22 protein-coding genes are annotated in these 20,978 nt (G+C 44.9%); 9 read left to right on the top strand and 13 right to left on the bottom strand.

Annotation, left to right across the window (positions count from 1 at the left end; genetic code table 11):
• Window positions 1–26: 26 nt before the first annotated feature.
• Window positions 27–1,013, bottom strand: coding sequence for a 2-hydroxyacid dehydrogenase (locus BLR88_RS05905; protein ID WP_091260164.1), 987 nt, complete (start codon window positions 1,011–1,013; stop codon window positions 27–29).
• A gap of 165 nt (window positions 1,014–1,178) precedes the next feature.
• Between BLR88_RS05905 and BLR88_RS05900 the strand changes: the two genes are divergently transcribed.
• The 3 genes from BLR88_RS05900 (at window position 1,179) to BLR88_RS05890 (ending at window position 3,744) form a co-directional block, all read left to right on the top strand.
• Window positions 1,179–2,948, top strand: coding sequence for a UbiD family decarboxylase (locus BLR88_RS05900; RefSeq protein WP_057899508.1), 1,770 nt, complete (start codon window positions 1,179–1,181; stop codon window positions 2,946–2,948).
• A gap of 71 nt (window positions 2,949–3,019) precedes the next feature.
• Entirely contained in the window at window positions 3,020–3,457 is a 438-nt protein-coding gene (locus tag BLR88_RS05895; RefSeq protein WP_057899509.1) for a hypothetical protein, read from the top strand.
• Window positions 3,445–3,744: a YxcD family protein gene (locus tag BLR88_RS05890; RefSeq protein ID WP_057899510.1), complete on the top strand. Its 300-nt coding sequence runs from the start codon at window positions 3,445–3,447 to the stop codon at window positions 3,742–3,744. The genes BLR88_RS05895 and BLR88_RS05890 overlap by 13 nt, the downstream gene beginning before the upstream one ends.
• A gap of 144 nt (window positions 3,745–3,888) precedes the next feature.
• On the opposite strand, the gene BLR88_RS05885 is transcribed toward BLR88_RS05890, so the two are convergent.
• Entirely contained in the window at window positions 3,889–5,256 is a 1,368-nt protein-coding gene (locus BLR88_RS05885; RefSeq protein ID WP_057899511.1) for an ammonium transporter, read from the bottom strand.
• Between the two features lie 326 nt (window positions 5,257–5,582).
• On the opposite strand from BLR88_RS05885, the gene BLR88_RS05880 reads away from it, so the two are divergent.
• Complete coding sequence (locus tag BLR88_RS05880; RefSeq protein WP_057899512.1) at window positions 5,583–6,521, top strand: phosphatase PAP2 family protein; 939 nt, start codon at window positions 5,583–5,585, stop codon at window positions 6,519–6,521.
• 149 nt (window positions 6,522–6,670) lie between these two features.
• On the opposite strand, the gene BLR88_RS05875 is transcribed toward BLR88_RS05880, so the two are convergent.
• Both BLR88_RS05875 and BLR88_RS05870 read right to left on the bottom strand, forming a co-directional pair.
• Window positions 6,671–8,341: an ABC1 kinase family protein gene (locus BLR88_RS05875; RefSeq protein WP_091260162.1), complete on the bottom strand. Its 1,671-nt coding sequence runs from the start codon at window positions 8,339–8,341 to the stop codon at window positions 6,671–6,673.
• Between the two features lie 155 nt (window positions 8,342–8,496).
• Window positions 8,497–9,042 (bottom strand): helix-turn-helix domain-containing protein, encoded by a 546-nt coding sequence (locus tag BLR88_RS05870; protein ID WP_057899514.1) that lies wholly within the window; start codon window positions 9,040–9,042, stop codon window positions 8,497–8,499.
• A 248-nt stretch (window positions 9,043–9,290) separates the two neighbouring features.
• On the opposite strand from BLR88_RS05870, the gene BLR88_RS05865 reads away from it, so the two are divergent.
• Window positions 9,291–9,707, top strand: coding sequence for a DoxX family protein (locus BLR88_RS05865; protein ID WP_057899515.1), 417 nt, complete (start codon window positions 9,291–9,293; stop codon window positions 9,705–9,707).
• 99 nt (window positions 9,708–9,806) lie between these two features.
• On the opposite strand, the gene BLR88_RS05860 is transcribed toward BLR88_RS05865, so the two are convergent.
• The 6 genes from BLR88_RS05860 to phaQ form a co-directional block, all read right to left on the bottom strand.
• The gene (locus BLR88_RS05860) at window positions 9,807–10,046 is read right to left on the bottom strand and encodes a group I truncated hemoglobin (protein ID WP_057899516.1); all 240 of its coding nucleotides are present in this window, start codon (window positions 10,044–10,046) and stop codon (window positions 9,807–9,809) included.
• A gap of 215 nt (window positions 10,047–10,261) precedes the next feature.
• Window positions 10,262–11,323 (bottom strand): S-methyl-5-thioribose-1-phosphate isomerase, encoded by a 1,062-nt coding sequence (gene mtnA, locus BLR88_RS05855; RefSeq protein ID WP_057899517.1) that lies wholly within the window; start codon window positions 11,321–11,323, stop codon window positions 10,262–10,264.
• On the bottom strand, window positions 11,320–12,021 hold the full coding sequence (locus tag BLR88_RS05850) for a class II aldolase/adducin family protein (protein WP_204244838.1): 702 nt from the start codon (window positions 12,019–12,021) through the stop codon (window positions 11,320–11,322). Before BLR88_RS05850 ends, mtnA begins: the two co-directional genes overlap by 4 nt.
• 412 nt (window positions 12,022–12,433) lie before the next feature.
• A complete protein-coding gene (locus tag BLR88_RS05845; protein WP_057899518.1) occupies window positions 12,434–12,877 on the bottom strand; it encodes a MaoC family dehydratase in 444 nt (147 codons plus the stop codon).
• Window positions 12,878–12,974: 97 nt separating this feature from the next.
• Window positions 12,975–13,547: a polyhydroxyalkanoic acid inclusion protein PhaP gene (phaP, locus tag BLR88_RS05840; RefSeq protein WP_057899519.1), complete on the bottom strand. Its 573-nt coding sequence runs from the start codon at window positions 13,545–13,547 to the stop codon at window positions 12,975–12,977.
• A 75-nt stretch (window positions 13,548–13,622) separates the two neighbouring features.
• Window positions 13,623–14,054 (bottom strand): poly-beta-hydroxybutyrate-responsive repressor, encoded by a 432-nt coding sequence (phaQ, locus tag BLR88_RS05835; protein ID WP_057899520.1) that lies wholly within the window; start codon window positions 14,052–14,054, stop codon window positions 13,623–13,625.
• 338 nt (window positions 14,055–14,392) lie between these two features.
• On the opposite strand from phaQ, the gene BLR88_RS05830 reads away from it, so the two are divergent.
• The 3 genes from BLR88_RS05830 (at window position 14,393) to phaC (ending at window position 16,881) form a co-directional block, all read left to right on the top strand.
• Entirely contained in the window at window positions 14,393–14,887 is a 495-nt protein-coding gene (locus BLR88_RS05830; RefSeq protein ID WP_057899521.1) for a poly(R)-hydroxyalkanoic acid synthase subunit PhaE, read from the top strand.
• A 100-nt stretch (window positions 14,888–14,987) separates the two neighbouring features.
• Entirely contained in the window at window positions 14,988–15,731 is a 744-nt protein-coding gene (gene phbB / locus BLR88_RS05825; RefSeq protein ID WP_057899522.1) for an acetoacetyl-CoA reductase, read from the top strand.
• Between the two features lie 58 nt (window positions 15,732–15,789).
• Entirely contained in the window at window positions 15,790–16,881 is a 1,092-nt protein-coding gene (gene phaC, locus BLR88_RS05820; RefSeq protein WP_057899523.1) for a class III poly(R)-hydroxyalkanoic acid synthase subunit PhaC, read from the top strand.
• Window positions 16,882–16,975: 94 nt separating this feature from the next.
• Here phaC and thiI read toward each other — a convergent pair whose 3' ends face one another.
• Both thiI and BLR88_RS05810 read right to left on the bottom strand, forming a co-directional pair.
• Entirely contained in the window at window positions 16,976–18,181 is a 1,206-nt protein-coding gene (gene thiI, locus BLR88_RS05815) for a tRNA uracil 4-sulfurtransferase ThiI (protein ID WP_057899524.1), read from the bottom strand.
• Between the two features lie 3 nt (window positions 18,182–18,184).
• Complete coding sequence (locus BLR88_RS05810) at window positions 18,185–19,339, bottom strand: cysteine desulfurase family protein (RefSeq protein ID WP_057899525.1); 1,155 nt, start codon at window positions 19,337–19,339, stop codon at window positions 18,185–18,187.
• Window positions 19,340–19,652: 313 nt separating this feature from the next.
• Between BLR88_RS05810 and BLR88_RS19420 the strand changes: the two genes are divergently transcribed.
• On the top strand, window positions 19,653–19,805 hold the full coding sequence (locus tag BLR88_RS19420) for a hypothetical protein (RefSeq protein ID WP_156424079.1): 153 nt from the start codon (window positions 19,653–19,655) through the stop codon (window positions 19,803–19,805).
• A gap of 57 nt (window positions 19,806–19,862) precedes the next feature.
• Here the strand turns inward: BLR88_RS19420 and BLR88_RS05805 are convergent, their stop codons facing one another.
• A complete protein-coding gene (locus BLR88_RS05805; RefSeq protein WP_057899526.1) occupies window positions 19,863–20,969 on the bottom strand; it encodes a site-2 protease family protein in 1,107 nt (368 codons plus the stop codon).
• Window positions 20,970–20,978 lie beyond the last annotated feature (9 nt).

The following is a 20,978-nucleotide window of genomic DNA, read 5'->3' as shown; positions in this document are numbered from 1 at the left end:
ATATTTCACCATCCAGAATCTTTTCTTTATAATAATGATGCATAGACATCGGGATTCGCCGTATATCTTAACCGTTCGCCTTTTACGCCTAGAAGCACATTTTCCGCCGCTACCATCGCCATGCGGAGACGTGTCTGTACAGTTGCACTTCCAATATGAGGCAATGCTACGACATTATCGAGCGAAAGTAAGGGATGCGAAGGAGGAATTGGTTCTTTTTCAAACACATCAAGCCCTGCTGCCCAAATTTCTTTATTAACCAGCGCCCGATAAAGCGCGTCCTCGTCCACGTTCGTGCCGCGGGATACGTTAATAAATGTAGCCGTCCGTTTCATGCGAGCAAACTGTGCTGCCCCCATCATATAGTACGTTTCTTTTGTGGCTGGCGTTAGCAATACCACATGGTCGGATTCATCCAGCAATTCCTCCAGCGAACAATATACGGCGCCGAGCTTTTCTTCTGCTTCCAGGCGCCGTGTCCGGTTGTGGTACAAAATACGCATATCAAACGCCTTGGCACGACGGGCGACCCCTTCCCCAATGCGGCCCATTCCGATAATGCCAAGGGTCGAACCATACACCTCCTGCCCTGCCATAAACATCGGCGACCAATTCTTCCATTTCCCTTCTTTAATGCAAGCCATTCCTTCACCCAAGCGGCGCGCGGTAGCCATCAATAAGGCAAAAGCTAAATCCGCCGTCGCTTCCGTAAGCACGTCCGGCGTATGTCCAACACGTATGCCGCGCTTCGTCGCTTCGGCAATGTCGATATTATCATAACCCACCGCCATCGTGCTGATGACCCGCAGATGCGGAGCGGCATCCATTACTTCTGTATCAATCCGATCGGCCAGCATAGAATACAAGCCGTGGGCATCTTTTATTTCTTTAAGTAGCAATTCGCGCGGCATTACCTTGTCTTCTTTTTCCCAAACATACAAAGACGCCGTGCGCTCCAGAAGCTCCAATGCCTGTTGCGGAATTTTCCTTGTTACAACGATTTTCGGTTTCATCAATGCTCCCGCTCCCTCCCCTTTTATTCTTTATCTCATCATATCATAGATTTTCCGACGCATTTTCATAAAGAATCGCTTTTTGCATAAATTCATGTGCAGTAGACACGTAAACCATGTACAATAGGCAAAGAAGAACAATTTAAGGCAAGGAGAACGCATGATATGCACAGCAATTTACGAAGTTTTATCGAAATGCTGCGAAGGGAAAAAGACATCGTGGAAATTTCCACGCCGGTTGACCCGTATCTGGAACTTCCGGAAATTCACCGGCGCATTATCGCTGAAGGTGGACCCGCGTTGCTGTTCACCAACCCGAAAGGCAGCTCATTTCCCGTCATCACGAACCTGTTCGGAACGGAGCGACGCGTAGAACTTGCATTCGGACCACGTCCGGAAAATTTAGTGAAACAATTAATTGGTGCAATGGATAAGCTATTTCCGCCGAAACTGAGTGTGCTTTGGCAATACCGGGCTCCGTTGCTTGATGTGGCCAAAACCGGGTTACGCACGGTTCCCAACAGCAAAGCCCCGGTGCTGGAAGTCGAAGAAAAAGAAGTAGATCTACACAAACTTCCCGTGCTTACAGGCTGGCAACTCGACGGTGGGCCGTTCTTTACGTTACCGCTCGTTTATACCGAACACCCGGAAACAAAAGAGCACAACCTCGGCATGTACCGCATGCAAGTACAGAAAAAAAACCAAACTGGTATGCACTGGCAAATCCATAAAGGCGGAGGGTTTCACCATCATGAAGCGGAAATCCGCAATCAGGCTTTACCTGTAACTGTTTTTCTCGGTGGACCACCAGCGCTCATCGTCACGGCGATTGCGCCACTGCCGGAAATGCTACCGGAATTAATTTTCACCTCCTTCCTGATGGGCGACAAGCTGGACGTCACACAAATCGACCACCATGCGCATAAACTAATCGCTCAAGCAGAGTTCGCATTCTGCGGTGAAGTGCCGCCGCACGTGCGCCATCCGGAAGGGCCGTTTGGCGACCACTATGGCTATTACTCGTGGACACATGATTTCCCTGTGTTCAATATAAAAAAAATGTACCGCCGCAAAGACGCGATCTATCCGGCGACAGTAGTCGGCAAACCGCGCCAAGAAGACTACTTCATTGGCGAATATTTGCAGCGTCTGCTGTCACCGATTTTTCCAGTCGTTATGCCAGGCGTCAAAGATCTGTGGACATACGGAGAAACAGGCTTTCACTCCCTAGCCGGGGCCATTGTGCGTGAAAGCTACTACCGGGAAGCGATGGCTCACGCGTTCCGCATCATGGGCGAAGGCCAGTTGACGCTGACAAAGTTTTTGATGCTGACTGACGTACCGTGTAATCTGCAAAACTTCCCGCAATTCTTGGAGACGATTCTCTCGCGTTTCAATCCGCAGCGCGATCTGTTAATTGTACACGACACGTCCATGGATACGCTTGATTATACAGGCCGTAAATTCAATCACGGCAGCAAGGCGATCATGCTCGGCATCGGCGAACCTATCCGCGAACTCCAGCGAGAATACCGTGGGGAGCCATTGCCCGGGATCAACAAAGCCAAGGCTTACTGCGGAGGGTGTCTTGTCGTATCAGGTGCCAGCTTCGACGCGGATGAACAGCTGCCCGCCAAGCTGGTAGAACATGCGCAGCATAAACTACATGACTGGCCGCTTGTCTTCCTTGTTGACGATGTGGATGAAATCATAGACCAGACGACGTTTCTATGGACAACATTTACCCGTTTTGACCCGGCGCATGACGTATACGCAAAAACAAAGCTTAGCCACAATAAAGTGCAATTTGAAGGGCCTATTATTATCGATGCTCGCATGAAGCCATTCTATCCAGACGAACTCGTGCCGCGTGAAGATATTACCCAGCTTGTCAATCGTCGCTGGAACGAATATTTTCCGCGCAAAAATTTTTGAAACCTTTTTGCGGCCATCCCGTATAGAGTATATGTAATCATTATGGATCTTTTAGAGAGGGGGATAATACAATGAAAAAGTTTCTTATGTTGTTTATGGCTGTCGCGTTAGTTTTTAGTGCAGGCACTTTTATAAACGCTGATTACGCCAGCGCAAAAGGAAAGAAATCGTATAACTCGGGTACGAAAAACTTCCAGCCGAAACAGGATCAAAACTCCAATATTTCTAAACCTAATTCTAATAACGTAAACAGCCCGGCGAAAAATACGGCACCGACAAAAGCGCCAACTCCGCAAAAAAGCGGCGGATTTATGAAAGGGCTTCTGTTTGGCGGTTTGGCGGGCTTCCTGCTCGGCGGATTGCTCGGAAACTTGGGCGGATTAGGCGCCATTCTCGGCCTGCTAATCAACGTGCTGTTCGTGGTTATGGTCATTGTACTGATCCGCAAAATCTACGTACACTTTAAAAACAAACAAAAAGAGAAGGAAGCTCATATATGGAGAAATTAAAGCTATCCGAGCAGGAGATCGTAAACGCGCTTTGCCTTTATATTGCGGACAAGAAACAGATCAGCCCGCACGATGTAAGCATTGAACTCATGTGGGATGATGAGTATGGTTTTTCTGCTTCCGCTACTGAAAACGGCCATACACAAATCCTGATTCAAGCAAACATGATTGAAGCGATCCGTTTCTATTTGCATCATGAACTGAATCGCGATCCGTTCGCAGCCAGCCTAGAACTCGAATTGGATGATGAGGAAGGCATTATCGCGTTTGCAACATACCGTTCATAATAAAACACGCGTTTTATACTATTGATTGTAAAAACAGGGTGTGGAAACACTTTCTGTGTTTCCACACCCTGTCTCTATTTTTTCATTCATTGCTTCCTAATGTCTAGCCTCCGCGTCATCGTAGTGTGCTTTTCCTTTCTTATATCATTCCGCACGTTGCTGTAATCTCATATCAAGCGTACGTGACAAGGTTTTCGGATTTATTTCAGCGATATATGCTGGCTTTTCAGCTGATTCCAAATGTTCCGGGTATCCGTAGGCACCGTGTTCGCTCAAATCCAGACCGACTATCTCTTCTTCCGGCGTTACGCGCAATCCTATCGTAGCTTTCAGTGCATAGAGAATAATAAAGCTTATAAGCGCAACGTATACAGCCGCGCCTAGCACACCGATTATTTGCACATAAAATTGGTGAAAGCTGCCGCCATAGAATAATCCAGCCTGACCAATTCCGGTGTACTCGACAAGACGAGGAGACGCGAAGAAGCCGGTGGAAAGCGTGCCCCAGATGCCCGCCACACCATGCACAGAAAAAGCAAATACCGGATCATCCACCCCTTTACGTTCGAAATAAAGAGATGTAAAAAACGTCAGGACGCTGGCTATCGCGCCGATAATGACCGCCGCCCATGGTTCCACGAACGCGCATGCCGCGGTAATAGCCACCAGCGCCGCTAACACACCGTTCAACATGCTCGGAATATCCGCTTTCCCCAATACCGCTCGCGCTATGAGCATGGCCGCAATGGCTCCCGCGGCTGTCGCAAGGTTAGTTGTCAGCGCAATATACCCGAAGAACCCGTCTTTTACCGACATGGTCGAGCCAGCATTAAAGCCGAACCAGCCAATCCAGAGAATAATAACACCCAATACGGAATACACCTGGTTATGTCCCGGAAGAAGATTCGGTTTTCCATCTTTTGTGTATTTGCCAATTCGCGGACCGAGCAACAATGTAGCTACCAGCGCTGCCAGCGCGCCTTGCAAATGCACAACCGTAGACCCTGCGAAATCTTGCATGCCCATTTCGCTTAACCAGCCGCCTCCCCATACCCAGTGACCGATTACCGGGTAAATAATCGTCGTGAACAAAATACCAAATACAAGATAAACGGAAAATTTAGCCCGTTCCGCAAACCCGCCCCAGGCAATCGCCAGAGATACCGCAGCAAATGCCATTTGGAATAAAAACTTCAGCGCCAACGGAATATCCGCCCACGAAAGGGAGGCAAACACTTTGTCCTCGCCTTTCGCTCCCGTTTGAAGCATCCATCCACTCCATCCGATAAAACCATTGCCTTCCCCGAATGTAACAGCAAATCCAGCAAACCAAAAGAATAAACCCGCGATTGCAAAGCTAATAATTTGCTTCCCGGCAATATGACCAGCATTTTTCATTCTGGTAGAACCTGCTTCTAAAAGCGCAAACCCCATTTGCATGGAAATGACTAAAATTGCCGCTAGAAATACGTATGATGCATCAACCCAGTTTAACAGTGTTCCTGCATTCATGTTCCCAGCCCCCTAATGTTAGTTTTTATTACATAATATTATACAAAACCACCCGTCTTGTGCAACTTATGTCATTAAATATAACATTAATTATCTTTTATTCTTACCGTTTACATAGCTTTTTTCTCTTTTTTTCGTATTTTTTCATAAATTCATAGCTTGAAAGCATATTTATGTAAAGTAATGTTATTTTACTTTACATATTTATTATTTTCCAACTTTATCATTTCCAATAAAACAAGTAGCGAGCTTTCAATCTTTTTCAGTATAATGAGTTGAATATTAACGTTTTGTAAATAGAATATTAAAAATTAAGAGGTGTAACTATGCTACAACATACAGAGGGGTTGCTTCACCGCATCACGCGCATGCCTGTTGCGCGGCGCATTTTGCTTGTTATCTGGCTGGTATTGGCAGGGATCATCGTCTGGAATATCTCAACTGTAGAAAATTGGATTATTTTCAACTGGATCTTCTTAGGATTGTTACTGCTCGATTTCAAGAAAGACCAAAAGCCAATTAACTGGCTCGCTTTCCTGCCCAAAGGCGTTCTTCTGCTGTTTATTCTTTATTACATATATCGCTATGCACCGTATATCTGGTATAAACTCGCTTCATGGGAAATGAAAAACATTAAACATATTTTCAATTGGAACCACTTGTTTCGTAGCATTCCTTTTAATGATGCGTCTTTCGTCCGCATCTACCAGCCGGAGTGGTTGACCATCTTCCTGCGTTGGGTATACGGATACGGTTTCTCGCTGGCATTATGGGTAGCTGTCATCCGTAGTTTTCTGACAAGAGATACAGGGAAAATGCTTCGCTATGTGCTCTCCAGCCATACGTTCCAGCTTCCGATTATTGTGCCATTTTACACAACCGTGCTTCTTCAAGAGGTGTGGTACGTGCTCGGTCATCCCGATGGAATGGCACGCAACTTCACGCCGGAGCAAGCAGCCGTCTGGTCACTGAATTGTTTCCCAAGCATGCATACGTCCGTTTCATTTGCCATCTTGCTTCTCGCCTTAAGGGAAAAGGGAAAAATCTTCCGCCGGCTTATGGTAACGTATTGCTCGCTTATTATTTTTTCAACCATGTACCTTGAAATTCACTGGGTCATCGATGTAATTGCTGGCATGATACTTGGTTGGGGAACGGTAAAAATAGTGGATAAACTATATGAAAAATGGGGAGAACGCGCGGTTAAAGAGAAAGGCGCTACAGTCGAAGCAACAGTATTAAAACGTGACTTACAAAATAATTAAAGATGAGTACCATTTTTCACCCTGAAACTCCTCCAATCCCTATCTTCTTCCCATAAGCTTGGTTGCCTTTTTTGCTTACGAAACAGATTCGTTTCCAATCCCCCCTCCTGGCGGTGTGCTTCCTTGCGAAAAAGTCAACCAAGCTTTTCCTAATTTATTCTCCGATTCCATCCTTCTCCGGAATGCTCTTTCAATAAATTTCTGACTTTACGATACGCTGAAATCCACTGCTGCAGCGCCAATGCTGTAACTCCAAAGCAAAAATATGATTCCAGCGTATGAGCGGCCAACCATAACGTCAAGCCGCTTCCCCACGCAACGATCGTAAAAACAAGTGTCGCCCTCTGCTTCGTTCTGTAATGTTCAAGCCAGCACGCGATGTCTGCCTGCTTTCGTTCCCGATACTCTTTTTCTATCGACGAATCAATCCAACGGTTTATCTGACGAGGTAAAGCGACCATTTCCCGGGCAACATCCCGGAGTAATTGGCCGAGCAGACGACGGTTATCCAGCCACATCTCCTGTTGATTAAGCCATTCCGAAACGACCGGACGCCCCACTTCTATAAAGTCAATATCCGGCTTAATCGTCGTGAGCACGCCGACAATTGTGCTGAATGCTCGTCCAAGAAACGCATATTCCGCAGGAAGCTGAACCGGTTGTAACCGCACAAATTCCTGAATCTTAAGCTGAATTTCTTCCAGTAATTCGTCATCCAAGACCTCAAACACCCGGTTAAAATACATTTCAAGTCCACGTTGCAAGGCGAGCTTCACCTGTTCTTTGTCAGCATGTGGTGCCAAAAAATGCAAAGCATCAAGCGCCTGTACCATCAAATCGTAATCCTTAAGCACCACAGCCTGAATCAGAGTTTGAATATGCTTGCGCGATTCCTGCCTAATTTCCCCTACCATTCCGAAATCAAGCAATACAATCGTGCCGTCAGGTCGGATAAAAATGTTTCCCGGATGCAAATCAGCATGAAAAAAGCCGTGAATAAGCACCTGTTGCAAAAACATGTTTGTCAAGCGCTGCACGATATCATCACGATCAATTCGATGCGCTTCCAAAAATGCGTGATCGGTAACTTTCGCTCCTTCCACCCATTCCATCACAAGAATCCGCCTCGTTATCCATTCTTCGTAATAGTGAGGCACCTGCACTTTATCGTCCCTTTCATACATTTGGGCAAAGCGTTTGGCATAGGCGTGTTCTTTACGAAAATCCAATTCGCGGGAAACAGTGCGCTCCAATTCGCGGTACAATGCGTCCAAATCCATTGTTTTTCCAAGGCGGGTAAATCGCTTTGCCAGACGAACAACGACTCTGGCAGCCGCTAAATCGGCATCGATAATTTTTTCGATGCCAGCGCGTTGTACTTTGATCGCCACTCGCTTTCCATTTTTTAAATACCCTTCGTACACTTCACCGATCGAAGCAGAAGCAACCGGCTTTGCTGACAGATTAGCAAACAGGTGATCAATCGGCTGATTGAGCTCCTTTTCAATAATCGCCCGGCTTTTCTCCCACGGCACCGGGGGCACGCGGTCTGTCAAATCCGCCAGTTCTACGGTAAACGCGCGTGGCATAATATCGGCGCGCGTGCTTAAAAATTGCCCCATTTTAATTAGCAATCCGCCAAGGCGAAGCGCCGTCCGTTTATACTCACGAGCCTGCTTTGCAACGAGCGCTTCCCACCGCTCCTGAATATCCGCTCGCTCCCCGTTCCGGTGTGTGCGTTGAAACCACCACACCTGAAGAAAAAAGCGCACTGTCATCGATACAATAACAAAAATACGATAGTAACGATTATGAATCATACCAAATCTCCTGCTTTCTTCTTCTCCCTGAAATTATACATCTCGGTACTTATACTTTTCCACGCTTTCTGGCAGATTATATCAAGAAGGAAAAGGATCATCACAAATAAAAGAGGAGGAAAATAGGAAACAGGATTACCTTCATATCAAAGCGTTTAATAAATCCTTCTTCGATTTTCAATATAGTTTGAAATAAGAAGCAATGCTGATTCATCCCCAATATTCCGAACAATATGCGGTACACAAGCACACCAAGAAAAAGAGTCCCCTTCTTCTACAACGGCAACATCTTCTCCATGCTGCACTTCCAATTTTCCGCGCAATACAAGATGGCACTCTTCCCCTTCATGAGCATTCGGCTCATTCTCTTTTGGAAATCCGACCGGAATCTCGACAAGCGACAAACGTAATCCTCCTTCCTCAGCAACATGTTCAATAACTAACCCGTCTTTTCCGTATATGCTACGTTCTCGTTCGTTGTGCCGAACCACCTTCATCCGATTTTCCTTTTCAAGTAGCAGGTAAGGAAGCGGAACATTTAAAAACTTGGCAATGGTGGCTAATGTTTCAATGGAAGGGGAGGCTTTATTATTTTCGACTTGGCTCATAAACCCTTTTGATAGCCCGGTTCCTTCGCATAATTGTGCAATCGTAATCCCTTTTCTTTGACGTATTTCACGAATCGTTGCACCAATATTCATCTGCTATTACTCCTTATATCCATTACTTTTGATGTTTTGACATTTATTATGATGGGGTTACCTGATTCTTCCCTGAAACCACCAAAGGATATCCATGTATCAAGTTATATTTATATACTTTTATCTTAACAGACTTTAGTAACTTATATTAATTTTAATTTTATTTGACAAAAACCTATCGTATTTATATCATTAGTTTATCAAAAGAAAACTTTTTTTTATATAACCAAAAACGAAAGGAGTTATATATGAGCAATCGGCAACAAGTTGCGAATTTATTGATTCAAGTCATTTTAGGGATTATTTTTCTTGCTCATGGCATGATGAAATTCCAATCGGGGTTAGACGGAATCGCACAATGGTTCGCAAGCATTGGACTACCGGGGATGCTTGCTTACATTGTCGCTTTTATTGAAGTGATAGGCGGAATATTTCTCATTATTGGTTTAGGCGTCCCTTATATTGGCATGCTTTTCACGATTGTTATGGCAGGAGCGATCATAAAAGCAAAACTGCCATTCGGGCTGCTTGGTGATGGTACAAACAGCGGTTATGAATTCGAACTTGCACTATTAGCAATGAGTTTATATTTAGCTGTCGCTAACGTCAAAGGGTTTGTCGATCAGCGGATAGGAAAAAAACGGGGACATTCGGCAAACTTATAAAAGGATAAACGCTAAAAGAAGGCGAAAATAAGAAACAAGGCTCTTCACCACACAAAGTGCGCTTAACTTATGGTGAAGAGCCTTTTTACGATAAAATTTCTACGCTTCGACAATTTCTTTTTCCATCAGCATTAATTTTTCAGCGATGGCTTGAATATCTTCTTCAGACACATTAAACTCTTTCAAAGCAGCAGCCAAATGGTTAACGATCGCCATGAAATGCTCATGTTTAATATTCATACCTTTATGCGCTTTCCGCATACTTTTGCCGGTGTACTGATTCGGGCCGCCGGCGGCAAAAGAAATAAACAACGTTTGGTGGCGACGCTGCTTCTTCATATCCATATTTTCCTTTTTTTTCTACACTAAGCCTACCACAAAAGCCATGGTTTATGCTAACCGTTCGGTATTTGTCGGTTATTTTCACTTGACGCCGCTAGTTTTTTAAACTTCTGCAAACAAATACGCCTCTTCTGCTATGCGTTATTATATTCTTGCAAAACTAGAAGAGGCGTATCGCTTTAACAGATATATTTTATTAATGTTTTCGCTACTTATTTTTCAAACAAAGCTCGTAAATTTTCTTTATAAGGTGCGCGTACAATACCTTTCTCCGTAATAATAGCCGTAACAAGCTCATGCGGGGTCACATCAAACGCCGGATTATATACTTTAATATCATTCGGAGCGATTTGGCGTCCCATACCACGGATAATCTCATCCGCTTCCCGCTCTTCAATCGGTATCTCTTTTCCAGTCGGTGTATTTAAATCAATCGATGACAGCGGCGCAGCCACATAGAACGGAATATTGTGAGCGCGCGCCAGAACGGCAAGTCCGTAGGTGCCAATTTTGTTCGCTACATCGCCGTTAGCTGCTACACGATCCGTACCGACGATAACCGCCTGCACCCATCCGTTAGCCATAACTTTAGCTGCCATATTGTCACAAATCAGCGTCACATCAATGCCGGCTTGCTGTAGCTCGTACGCTGTCAAACGCGCTCCCTGTAGCACCGGCCGCGTTTCGTCGGCAAAAACTTTTATCTTCCAGCCTTTTTCATGTGCCAAATACATCGGAGCTGTAGCCGTGCCGTATTTGGCAGTCGCCAGCCCTCCGGCGTTGCAATGTGTTAACACGCCTATGCCATCTGAAAACAATGTCAACGCATGTTCGCCAATCGCGCGGCACACCGCTTCATCTTCCGCTTGAATCGCCTGCGCCTCCACAAGCAGCATCCGTTTCATTGCTTCCGGGGATTGTCCCTGCGCTGTCGCTATTTCCGCTATCTTGACCATACGATTTAGCGCCCAGAATAGGTTAACAGCAGTCGGGCGCGAAGTAGCTAGATAATCGGCCTGTTTCTTTACTTCAGCGAGCAACTCTTCCGCTGTCGCGGCCGGGAAATGGCGCACGGCCACGTACACACCATATGCGGCGGTAATGCCGATAGCCGGGGCGCCGCGGACTTTCAGGCGCTCGATAGCATCCCAAACCTGCTTGACATCTTTTAGCGTCAGGAACTCCGTTTGTTCCGGCAATTTTGTTTGATCCAAAAGTACAAGTTCATCATCTTCCCAGCGTACAGACCGGAGAGGTTGATACGTTTTTGTCATGATTGTTCCCCTTTCTTACGGCGTTGTTCAATGATTTTTTTGCCCGGATGGGCGCCTTTTAACCCATAAAACGAACGAGAATCTACAAGCTTATCTACCTGTTCGTCAGATAATTCCCTTACGCGCCCAAGCATGCGCGCAGTAAATAAAATCTTGGCACACATCTCCACCGATTCCATTTTAAAAAGCGCTTCCGTAAGCGTTCGTCCCATGGTAACAGCGCCATGGTTGGATAAAAGAATGGCGTCGTGCTCCTGATAATATGGACGAAGCGTGGACGGAAGTTCATCTGTACCTGGCATGCCGTACGGTGCAAGCGGAATTGTCCCCATTGTGACAATCAGCTCAGGCATCGCCAACTGGTCAAGCGGAATGCCAGCTACCGCAAATCCCGTTGCCGTCGGCGGATGAGCATGTACAACCGCCTGCACATCTGGTCTATGTTTGTAAATATCAAAATGCATTGCGCTTTCCGTAGACGGACGCCCTTCTCCTTCAATTACCTCACCTTCAAGGTTTACAAGAAGCATCGAACTCGCGCTCATAAACCCTTTGCTCACACCGCTTGGCGTAATAAGCACGTGCTTCTCATTGACCCGGACACTAATATTTCCATCATTAGCGGCCACGAATCCACTCTGGTACAAGCGGCGTCCCACCTCGACCATTTCCTCGGCCAGTTTTACTTTCTTCATCATAAAGAGCAACATGCCTCTCCCCGATGGTATAACAAAAGAGGCATACGCTCTCCACCTCCTTTTACTCAAGTACAGGTCATATTATGTATAAAAAATCAACATATGAAATGCGGAATAATCGCAACCCATTTCGGGTAGACTAGTAGAAAATAGGTGAAAATTACACTTACCTGAAAAAAGTCTTTACTACTCATCTCTCATTGTTCACTCATTGAGTATACGTTGATATAACCCGAACTGCAAGAAAGGAGAGGAAAGCAATGGAAGCTATTGACTGGAAAGATTGGGAATTTCCTAGCGTCTATGAAATCACTTTGCTACTTGCACAAGCACGCGGTGAAACAGAGTAATTTTTGTTCCAGCAAAAGAACCCGGCTATTTGTTCCGGGTTCTTTCATTTTTTCTCATTGTTCTACTTCATTTTCATGACAACAGCTTCACCTTCGACAACGGTGATGCCGTTTTGGTTCACCAAAGTAGTATGCAGTTTGATAATCTTTTTGTCATCCCTTTTCTCAACCACTTCAGCAATCACACGAACGGTATCACCAATTTTGACAGGCGCTTTAAATTTTACATTCTGTGATAAATAGATAGTATTTGTCCCCGGCAATTGCGTGCCCAATATGGTGGAAATAAAGCTAGCCGTCAACATTCCATGCGCAATTCTTTCCTTAAAAAACGTCTTCTTGGCAAACTCCTCATCCAAATGAATCGGATTTACATCGCCGGTCAACTCCGCAAAAGCCACAATATCCTCGTTCGTAATTGTTTTGCTTATTTCCGCCTTGTCCCCAATGTTAATATCCTCGTATGCTCTTTCTACTACATGCTTTGCTTTTTCATATACATCCATTTTCTTTTCCTCTTTCTTTACGTATTTCTTTTTATTTTGACATCTTTCGACAAAAAAACAAGGAAAATCCCCCGAACAACGGGGGGAAGAGAAAATATTATTTAAACATGTTAATGGTATTATTTTTGTTTGCCTCTAAAGATTCTAGCAAGCCTTTTTGGGTCATTTTTACCTGTTGCAAGAAATTATCCATTAATGCCTGCACTTCATCACGCGTTTTTTGTTGCTGAGCAAGCAAGTTTTTGAAGGAAACCTCCAACTGCTCCTGCGATTTGTTCACGACATTCAGACTGGCTTTTCCCGGTGTCCACGTGAGCTGCTGAATACGCTTTGCGATTTCATCAAGACGCTGCGCCCATTCTTCAAACGTTTTGCCCAATTGTTCACCGCCAACATTTTTCATGTTATTCTGGTAGCTTACTTTTGCATCTTCGAGGAATTTCTTCATTTCCTCTTCCACCTTTTCAAGGTTCTCTGTTGTCTTCTCCCAAATTTCCTTTTGGCGCTCAAGCGTCTGCAGCATCAAATTTTCCATCTCGCGCTGGTAGGCATATACCATCTTTACGCCGTTCATCCAGCCATCCCACATCGTATCAATCATGCTTGCGCCGCCCTGGTTAGCCGCCTGCACTGCAACAGGCTCTTTTTCTGCTTTTTTGTTGACTGCCATCTCAATTCCTCCTTAAAGAAATGAGTAAAAGAAAAGTGTATATGGTAAGTGCAGCATGCTGCAGTACCGCCGTTATTACTTTTTCTCTTCTTTTTCCGCCTTGTTTTTCTCTTTAGGGGCCAACATGAAGAATTGGGTGTACATATCAAAGAAACGATCCAGCATGGTCTGGTATTGCTCCAGCGAAGCGGCCCACGATTTTAAATACTGTTCACCAGCATCCGTCAGCGAATATACCCGTTTAGCTGGTCCTCCTGCTGACGTGTCCCATTCGGATTTCACCATTTTTTCTTTCTCCAGCTGCCGCAACGTCCGATACACGTTTCCCTGATCAATGGAGGGAAAGCCAAATTTAATCAGTTGCTGAATCAGTTCATAGCCGTGCACGTTCCAACCGCGCAGGCTTAACAGAAGGAACGGAACCATTAAATTCTTGGGCGCACTACTAATCGGCTTTTCTTCTTTGATTTGGGCTCCAGAACGAGCTTTTTCATCACTCGCAGACATGTGCATCACCTACAAATCTGTAAATATCTCTTATATGTAATTTACACCTATAAGAAATTTTTGTCAAACGTTTCCGTTAATTTTTTCATAAAGTTTTTATCATGACTAATAGAATAGGTCATAGAACCTAAACTATAAAATGAAATTTTTCCTTTCAGTTCATAAAACCTTCATAAAATCTTTAAAAAAATATCATAATTTATCGAATGTTTTCATTTGAGTTTCATTACCACCTTTACTATACTTTTACATGAAATGTATTTTTCATACATAAAAATTCCTCCTTTACATACATATAGTGAGGTGGAAAAATTTAATTCCAAAGAGGAGATGAGCAAGTGAGTAATCAAATCCCGTTCGATCTTTTTGCGATGTGGAAAGACTTGTATGACAAAACTGAATCACAATGGAGCAAAATTTTTGATGAATCCATGCGCAAAGAAGACTTCTCCGAATTTATGGGACAGTTTCTCAACATGTACCTTCAATATCAAAACATGGTAAAACAATCCACAGAGAAATACCTGGCGCAGGCTAACATGCCTTCCCGGGAAGACATTTCCAATCTTGCTTCCCTTATCGTCAATCTCGAAGCAAAAATTGACAACCTAGAAGAAATCATTGAGGAAGAGTTATCGCACCAGCTTAATAGTCTCAATATGGCTCGGGAAATTACTCAGGTAAAAAATGAAATGAAAAACCTTGATAAAAAACTAAACCAGGTAATGGATCTGCTGCAAAAACAAGCAAAGTCACCATCCCTTTCTGTTACGAAAGTCGAAGCGAGCAAAGAAACAACATCCAAAGAAAAAACGGAGCAGAAAAAAGAGTAAACGTTCTGTCCGCCCTCTTCTTGATAGGACTGCTCTTTGAATGTGCTTAATCTATTATTTTCTTTAATAAATATGACGTCAGCTAAGGGGTGTTTCATTTATGGTGAACTTAAACGGTAGAGTAGCGATTGTGACAGGTGGCTCCCGTGGGATCGGCGCAGCGATTGCCAAAGAATTGGCGGCGCATGGCGTCAAAGTTGTGATTAACTACAGCAGCAACAGGGAAGCTGCGGACACAACCGTAAAAGAAATCGAGCAAGTCGGTGGCAAAGCGTTTGCCGCACAAGCTGATGTATCCGATACGGTGCAAGCACGTGTTCTTGTGGAAGAAACCATCACCAAATATGGAAAGCTCGATATTCTGATAAATAATGCCGGGATCACCCGTGATCGTACCTTCCGCAAAATCACCGATGAAGATTGGAATAAAGTCATTCAAGTCAATCTTAACAGCGTCTACAATATGACAACGGCTGCTCTCTCTCACATCTTAGAATCTGACGCGGGACGTATTATTAACATCTCCTCTATCATTGGCCAGGCCGGTGGATTTGGTCAAACAAACTACTCTGCGGCTAAAGCTGGCATGATTGGCTTTACCAAATCGCTCGCGCTTGAGCTGGCAAAAACAGGTACCACCGTGAACGCCATCTGCCCCGGATTTATCGACACCGAAATGGTGCAGGCCATTCCGGACGAAATCCGTGCACAAATCGTGGCTAAAATCCCTGTGCGACGTTTCGGTCTTCCAGAGGAAATCGCGCGCGGCGTTATTTACTTGTGCCAAGACGGGGAATATATCACAGGACAACAATTAAACATTAACGGCGGTCTTTACATGTAGTTACATAAAAAGACAAAATATTTCACCAATATTTCGAAGGTTGGAGGGAAGAGGAAACATGGCAACTCCAGTAACAAAAAAAAGTTGGGAAGATTTGCTGGACTCCATGCCCCAGGAGATAAAGCGCACGTACCGCCGCTTTAAAAAAGCGACGGAAGTACTGACGACAGAAGCTGAACCGGAAGTAGGTCTGACTCCAAAGGAAATTATCTGGACAAAAAACAAAGCAAAGCTATACCGCTATCAGCCGGCCATACCCAAAAAACACCGCGTGCCGTTACTGATGATTTATGCACTGATCAATAAGCCATATATTCTTGATTTATCCCCTGGTAACAGCCTTATCGAATACTTGGTAAATCGCGGCTTCGACATCTATCTTATCGATTGGGGCACACCCGCGCTGGAAGATCGTAACATGAAGCTGGACGACTACATCATGGACTACATTCCGCGCGCTGTCCGTAAAGTGCTGAAAACATCTGGAGCTGACGAAATTTCCTTACTCGGTTACTGCATGGGCGGCACGATGACGTCTATTTTCGCTTCACTCCACCCTGATCTGCCGATCCGCAACATTATCTTTATGACGAGTCCGTTTGACTTCGCTGACGCTGGCTTATTTACGCACTGGCTCGATGAAAAATATTTCAATCTGGATAAAATGGTCGATACACTGGGTATCATTCCACCGGAGATGATCGACTTTGGAAATAAAATGTTGAAACCAATCGTAAACTTCTATGGGCCATATGTAAATCTCGTTGACCGGGCGGAAAATGATAATTTCGTTACCGGATGGAAATTAATGCAAAAATGGGTAAATGACGGAATACCATTTCCTGGTGAAGCGTTCCGCCAATGGATTCGTGAATTCTATCAACATAATAAACTGCTAAAAGGCGAATTGTATATCCGGGGACGCAGAGTCGATTTGAGCAATATTAAGGCAAACGTGCTAAACATTGCCGCCGAACGCGATCATATCGCACTTCCACACCAGATTGAAGCTTTAATGCCCGTTATTTCAAGCAAAGACAAAACGTATGTGGTAATGCCTACCGGTCATGTCTCCGTTTGCTTCGGCCGTCAGGCGATCAACAAGACTTATCCGACGATCGGAGACTGGCTGGAACAAAGATCAAAATAAAAAAGGCAACGCAAAAAAAGAGCAGGTTATTTCTGCTCTTTTTTTGCATATAAGAGACAAAGAAATTCAGATGATTTTCCCTGTTATTCTAATTCTAGAAGAAATTTTGATGCTCTACTTTTTCGTCTCCAAATTCAATCCATATCGTTTCTACCCCGTTAACCGCTTCTTCAATGAGACGTTCCACATCCAACGCACGCTCAAATTTTTCCGCCTGCTCCGGTTTTGGTTTCGTCACCGGAGATTTGGGCACAAAAATCGTACAGCAATCTTCATAGGGCAAAATCGATGTTTCATATGTTCCAATTCGTCTCGAAATTGCCATGATCTCTTCCTTATCCATCGCTATCAACGGACGAATAACCGGCGTATGGATCGCGCTATTAATCGTATACATACTCTCCATCGTCTGCGAAGCGACTTGGCCCAGGCTTTCTCCAGTCGCAATCGCCAGCGCTCCGTGCTTCTGCGCCAACCGTTCCGTAATGCGCATCATAAAGCGGCGCATAATCGTAATCATATAATGCTCCGGGCAGTGCTGACGAATCTGGGTTTGAATCTCCGTAAACGGCACGATATGCAATTTCATTCCGCCGCTGTACTGCGATAAAATTCGTGCCAGATCGATCACCTTTTGCTTGGCCCGTTCCGAAGTGAATGGATAGCTGTGAAAATGCACGCCTTCAATGCGTACGCCGCGCTTCATGGTCATCCAGCCCGCTACTGGACTATCAATACCACCAGAAAGCATCAACATCGCTTTTCCACTGCTTCCAGTCGGCAGCCCACCCATACCGCGGATGGTGCGACAAGAAATAAACACCCCCTCGATACGAATTTCCACAACGAGTTCGACTTCCGGATGGTGCACGTCCACTTTTATATTCTCCGTATTGCGCAGGATGTAACTACCCACCAAATGGTTCATCTCCTGGGAACGATACGGAAACTGCTTGTTTGGCCGCTTCACCGTTACTTTAAACGTACGCGGGACTGGTTCTACGTCTCTCAACACTTCCAGTGCCGCTTGCTGGATCGTTTCGAGTTCGAACGTCTTAAGAAAGCGAGTCGGGCTAAACGAATAAATTCCAAATACTTTCTTCAACTTTTCTGCTACCTGCTCATACGGTTCACCGTTTAATGCGAGATATAGCCGACCGTACACCCGCTCAACCTGTACGTTCGGGTGAGCCTGTAAGCTTTTTTTAATGTTGCGGACAAGCTGCGCTTCAAAATCGCCACGGTTACGCTTTTTGAGCGCTAGCTCGCCATAACGGATTAAAATATGTTCATACTGCATGCTTCACACCCTCATTATCTTTGCTAAATTTGGCACAATTTTTTGGATCGCCCGTATGAACACGTCCACTTCCGCTTCCGTATTATCAGGCGAGAAGCTTATGCGCAATGCGCTGCGTGCTCGCTCCTCGTCAATCCCGGCCGCAAGTAATACTCGGGACGGTTTACTGTTCTTAGAAGAACAAGCGGAACGGGTTGATACATAAATTTCTTCCTTCTCAAGTGCGTGCAATACAACCTCCGCCTTTATGCCCGGAAACGAGACATTCACAATATGCGGTGCCGCATAAGCATCGTCCTTGCCTGGGCCATTCAATTTGCAGTACTCAAGCGGCAGAAGGCCATCGATCAAGCGGGCACGCAGCTTTTTCATATGTTCATGGTTTTCCTGGAGCCTCTCATGTTGCATGCGCATCGCTTTAGCCATTGCGACGATACCTGGTACATTTTCTGTGCCGGAACGAAGTCCTCCTTCCTGTCCGCCTCCGATAATAAGCGGAGACAGCATCACGCCGCGTCGAACATACAGAAGACCGCAACCGCGCACCCCATGAAATTTGTGCGCGGACAGCGACAACAGGTCAATGCCCCATTTTCCTGGCATAAGCGGCAACTTACCAAACCCCTGTACCGCATCCACATGAAAATATGTTTTCGGATACGCGGACAAAATTCGACCGATTTCCTCGATCGGTTGCACCGTACCTAGTTCGCTGTTCACATACATTACCGAGACAAGAATCGTATCATCAGAGAGCGCGCGCTGTACATCCTCCGGCCGCACACGCCCTTTATCATCTGTCGGCAAATATGTTACTGAATATCCTAATTCCTCTAACTGTTTACATGTTTCGTACACCGAAGCGTGTTCTATGCTGCTTGTAATAATATGTTTACCGCGCGAACGATGCTGAATCGCTACACCTTTCAACGCGGCATTATTGCTCTCAGTACCACCGGATGTAAATACAATTTCCCCCGGCTGAACACCGAGACAATCCGCAGCGACTTTGCGCGCTTGATCGAGCAATTGCGCCGACTTTCCGCCGAGATGATGGAGCGAAGACGGATTGCCGAAAAATTGGCTTGCCACATCGCCAAACGCTTTTACAACGTCCGGATGAGGAAGAGTTGTTGCGCTATTATCAAAATAGATCATAATTTCCCCTTCTTACCTTTTCTCATAGTATTACCCGCACATATAGAAAAAAGCTCGAATTTTATCATAGCACATTTATTTTTGTTTAGAAAATATAGTTATTGACGAATCTATCCCTTCTCCCTGTGCATTCTTTATTTTTCTTTTTTGCAAACGATTACATTTAAAAAACCTATTTACAAATGAAACCTTGCTTGCTATTATATTTTTCAATAAATTAAAAATTCATAGTCTTCTTTTTCATAATTTTCAACAAAAGATTGCAGAAAAATTCAATATTTTTTCTGAATATTTAAATAAAGGAGAGATTAATATGACTGTAATGGTGAAAGTAGAAAAACTAAAAAAAATGGAAGCAGAGATCGCTCGACTGCAACGTGAATTAAAAGCACTTCAGGAACAACCCATTCAAGGATTCGAACGCTTGGATACCGATGTATTTCTCACCGAAGTATACAACGGCTAACGCATAAATAAAAGGCCGAAACTCATGCAGCGGAAAAGTTTCGGCCCTTTTTGGCATTTATCCTGCGAGCGGAATTTGCGGAATCTTTACCGATGTATACACCATCAAAAGACCGAGCACAATCGCCAGCCCAAAGTAAGCGAGACCGTATATCCAGCGAGTGCGCGGCGACACTTCATAATATTTGTCATCCCGAATCAAGCCCTGCTCCTCTTTATAAGGTTCCACCGTAAGCTCAACTGTCATCTTCACCTGGTCATTTGCGATTTCTGTTTTCACAAGCTGCGCATTATGCACCAGCCCGGACGTATATTCAAACGTTTTCGTTTCTTCAATTCCCGGATAGTCAATCTTCAGCATATCCCGCTTTGCCGCCATATCTCCTACATGTGTAAATGGCAGAGAACGGCAATGCTCGGCTGCCGGAATAAATAACCCTTTCTCATCAAATTGCTGTACCGGAATCCATAAAAATACATACTCTTTCCGCAACCGGGAGCCGTTTCGCTCCTTTTTCCTCTTACGTATATATTTATCGTACAACTCCCAAGCGAATAGTGCCCAGAACAATAGGAAAATAATCGCTTTCAAATACAAAATGATAATAAGTCCGCCAATTAGCCCAAACGCCCAAAGCCAACGGGAAATCGCGGTTACAATTCTCCCTCCATCGAGCGGATGAATCGGAAGCAGATTAATTAAGTTAAGAAAAAAACCGATCATTGCAATAGCATAAAGCACCGGATAACCGGTAACAATCCCCAGAAACAACGCAGCTGCCGCACCAATCGTACCCAGAAGCGGACCACCAAGTGCCACGTACGCTTCCGTTTCCGCGTCTTTTGGCTGCTTTTTCATCGTAATCAACGCCCCCAAAAACGGAATAAAAGCAGGGACGGAAACGGGTAGTTTTTTGCGTTTGGCCGCCCATACATGTCCCATTTCATGAATAAACAGCATAATAACAAGCCCGATCGCAAATGTCCACGGGTAAATCAGCATATAAGCCCCGACTGACAGCGCCATTGTCCAGATGGTTGTTCCGAACTTGCCCATTTTTAATAAGGGAAGCAAAAATTTCAGTTTGCTGCCTAAGAGCGCAAGAAATCCAATCAGTCCCCCCAGCGCACCCCATCCGCGCCTTTTCTTTTTTGTCTCCGCCAATGATTGATT

It is taken from the genome of Aneurinibacillus thermoaerophilus (assembly GCF_900099925.1).
GTDB lineage: Bacteria > Bacillota > Bacilli > Aneurinibacillales > Aneurinibacillaceae > Aneurinibacillus > Aneurinibacillus thermoaerophilus.
This window is presented reverse-complemented; position numbering and strand designations above follow the sequence as displayed.

Excerpts from the sequence above, each read along its gene's own strand:
- phaC (WP_057899523.1), top strand. The coding sequence starts at position 15,790 with ATGGCAACTCCAGTAACAAAAAAAAGTTGGGAAGATTTGCTGGACTCC.
- BLR88_RS05895 (WP_057899509.1), top strand. The coding sequence starts at position 3,020 with ATGAAAAAGTTTCTTATGTTGTTTATGGCTGTCGCGTTAGTTTTTAGT.
- BLR88_RS05865 (WP_057899515.1), top strand. The coding sequence starts at position 9,291 with ATGAGCAATCGGCAACAAGTTGCGAATTTATTGATTCAAGTCATTTTA.
- BLR88_RS05880 (WP_057899512.1), top strand. The coding sequence starts at position 5,583 with ATGCTACAACATACAGAGGGGTTGCTTCACCGCATCACGCGCATGCCT.
- BLR88_RS05885 (WP_057899511.1), bottom strand. The coding sequence starts at position 5,256 with ATGAATGCAGGAACACTGTTAAACTGGGTTGATGCATCATACGTATTT.
- BLR88_RS05900 (WP_057899508.1), top strand. The coding sequence starts at position 1,179 with ATGCACAGCAATTTACGAAGTTTTATCGAAATGCTGCGAAGGGAAAAA.
- BLR88_RS05905 (WP_091260164.1), bottom strand. The coding sequence starts at position 1,013 with ATGAAACCGAAAATCGTTGTAACAAGGAAAATTCCGCAACAGGCATTG.
- thiI (WP_057899524.1), bottom strand. The coding sequence starts at position 18,181 with ATGCAGTATGAACATATTTTAATCCGTTATGGCGAGCTAGCGCTCAAA.
- phaQ (WP_057899520.1), bottom strand. The coding sequence starts at position 14,054 with ATGTCTGCGAGTGATGAAAAAGCTCGTTCTGGAGCCCAAATCAAAGAA.
- phbB (WP_057899522.1), top strand. The coding sequence starts at position 14,988 with ATGGTGAACTTAAACGGTAGAGTAGCGATTGTGACAGGTGGCTCCCGT.
- BLR88_RS05870 (WP_057899514.1), bottom strand. The coding sequence starts at position 9,042 with ATGAATATTGGTGCAACGATTCGTGAAATACGTCAAAGAAAAGGGATT.
- BLR88_RS05850 (WP_204244838.1), bottom strand. The coding sequence starts at position 12,021 with ATGATGAAGAAAGTAAAACTGGCCGAGGAAATGGTCGAGGTGGGACGC.
- BLR88_RS05845 (WP_057899518.1), bottom strand. The coding sequence starts at position 12,877 with ATGGATGTATATGAAAAAGCAAAGCATGTAGTAGAAAGAGCATACGAG.
- BLR88_RS05860 (WP_057899516.1), bottom strand. The coding sequence starts at position 10,046 with ATGAAGAAGCAGCGTCGCCACCAAACGTTGTTTATTTCTTTTGCCGCC.
- BLR88_RS19420 (WP_156424079.1), top strand. The coding sequence starts at position 19,653 with ATGACTGTAATGGTGAAAGTAGAAAAACTAAAAAAAATGGAAGCAGAG.
- BLR88_RS05875 (WP_091260162.1), bottom strand. The coding sequence starts at position 8,341 with ATGATTCATAATCGTTACTATCGTATTTTTGTTATTGTATCGATGACA.
- phaP (WP_057899519.1), bottom strand. The coding sequence starts at position 13,547 with ATGGCAGTCAACAAAAAAGCAGAAAAAGAGCCTGTTGCAGTGCAGGCG.
- BLR88_RS05890 (WP_057899510.1), top strand. The coding sequence starts at position 3,445 with ATGGAGAAATTAAAGCTATCCGAGCAGGAGATCGTAAACGCGCTTTGC.
- BLR88_RS05810 (WP_057899525.1), bottom strand. The coding sequence starts at position 19,339 with ATGATCTATTTTGATAATAGCGCAACAACTCTTCCTCATCCGGACGTT.
- mtnA (WP_057899517.1), bottom strand. The coding sequence starts at position 11,323 with ATGACAAAAACGTATCAACCTCTCCGGTCTGTACGCTGGGAAGATGAT.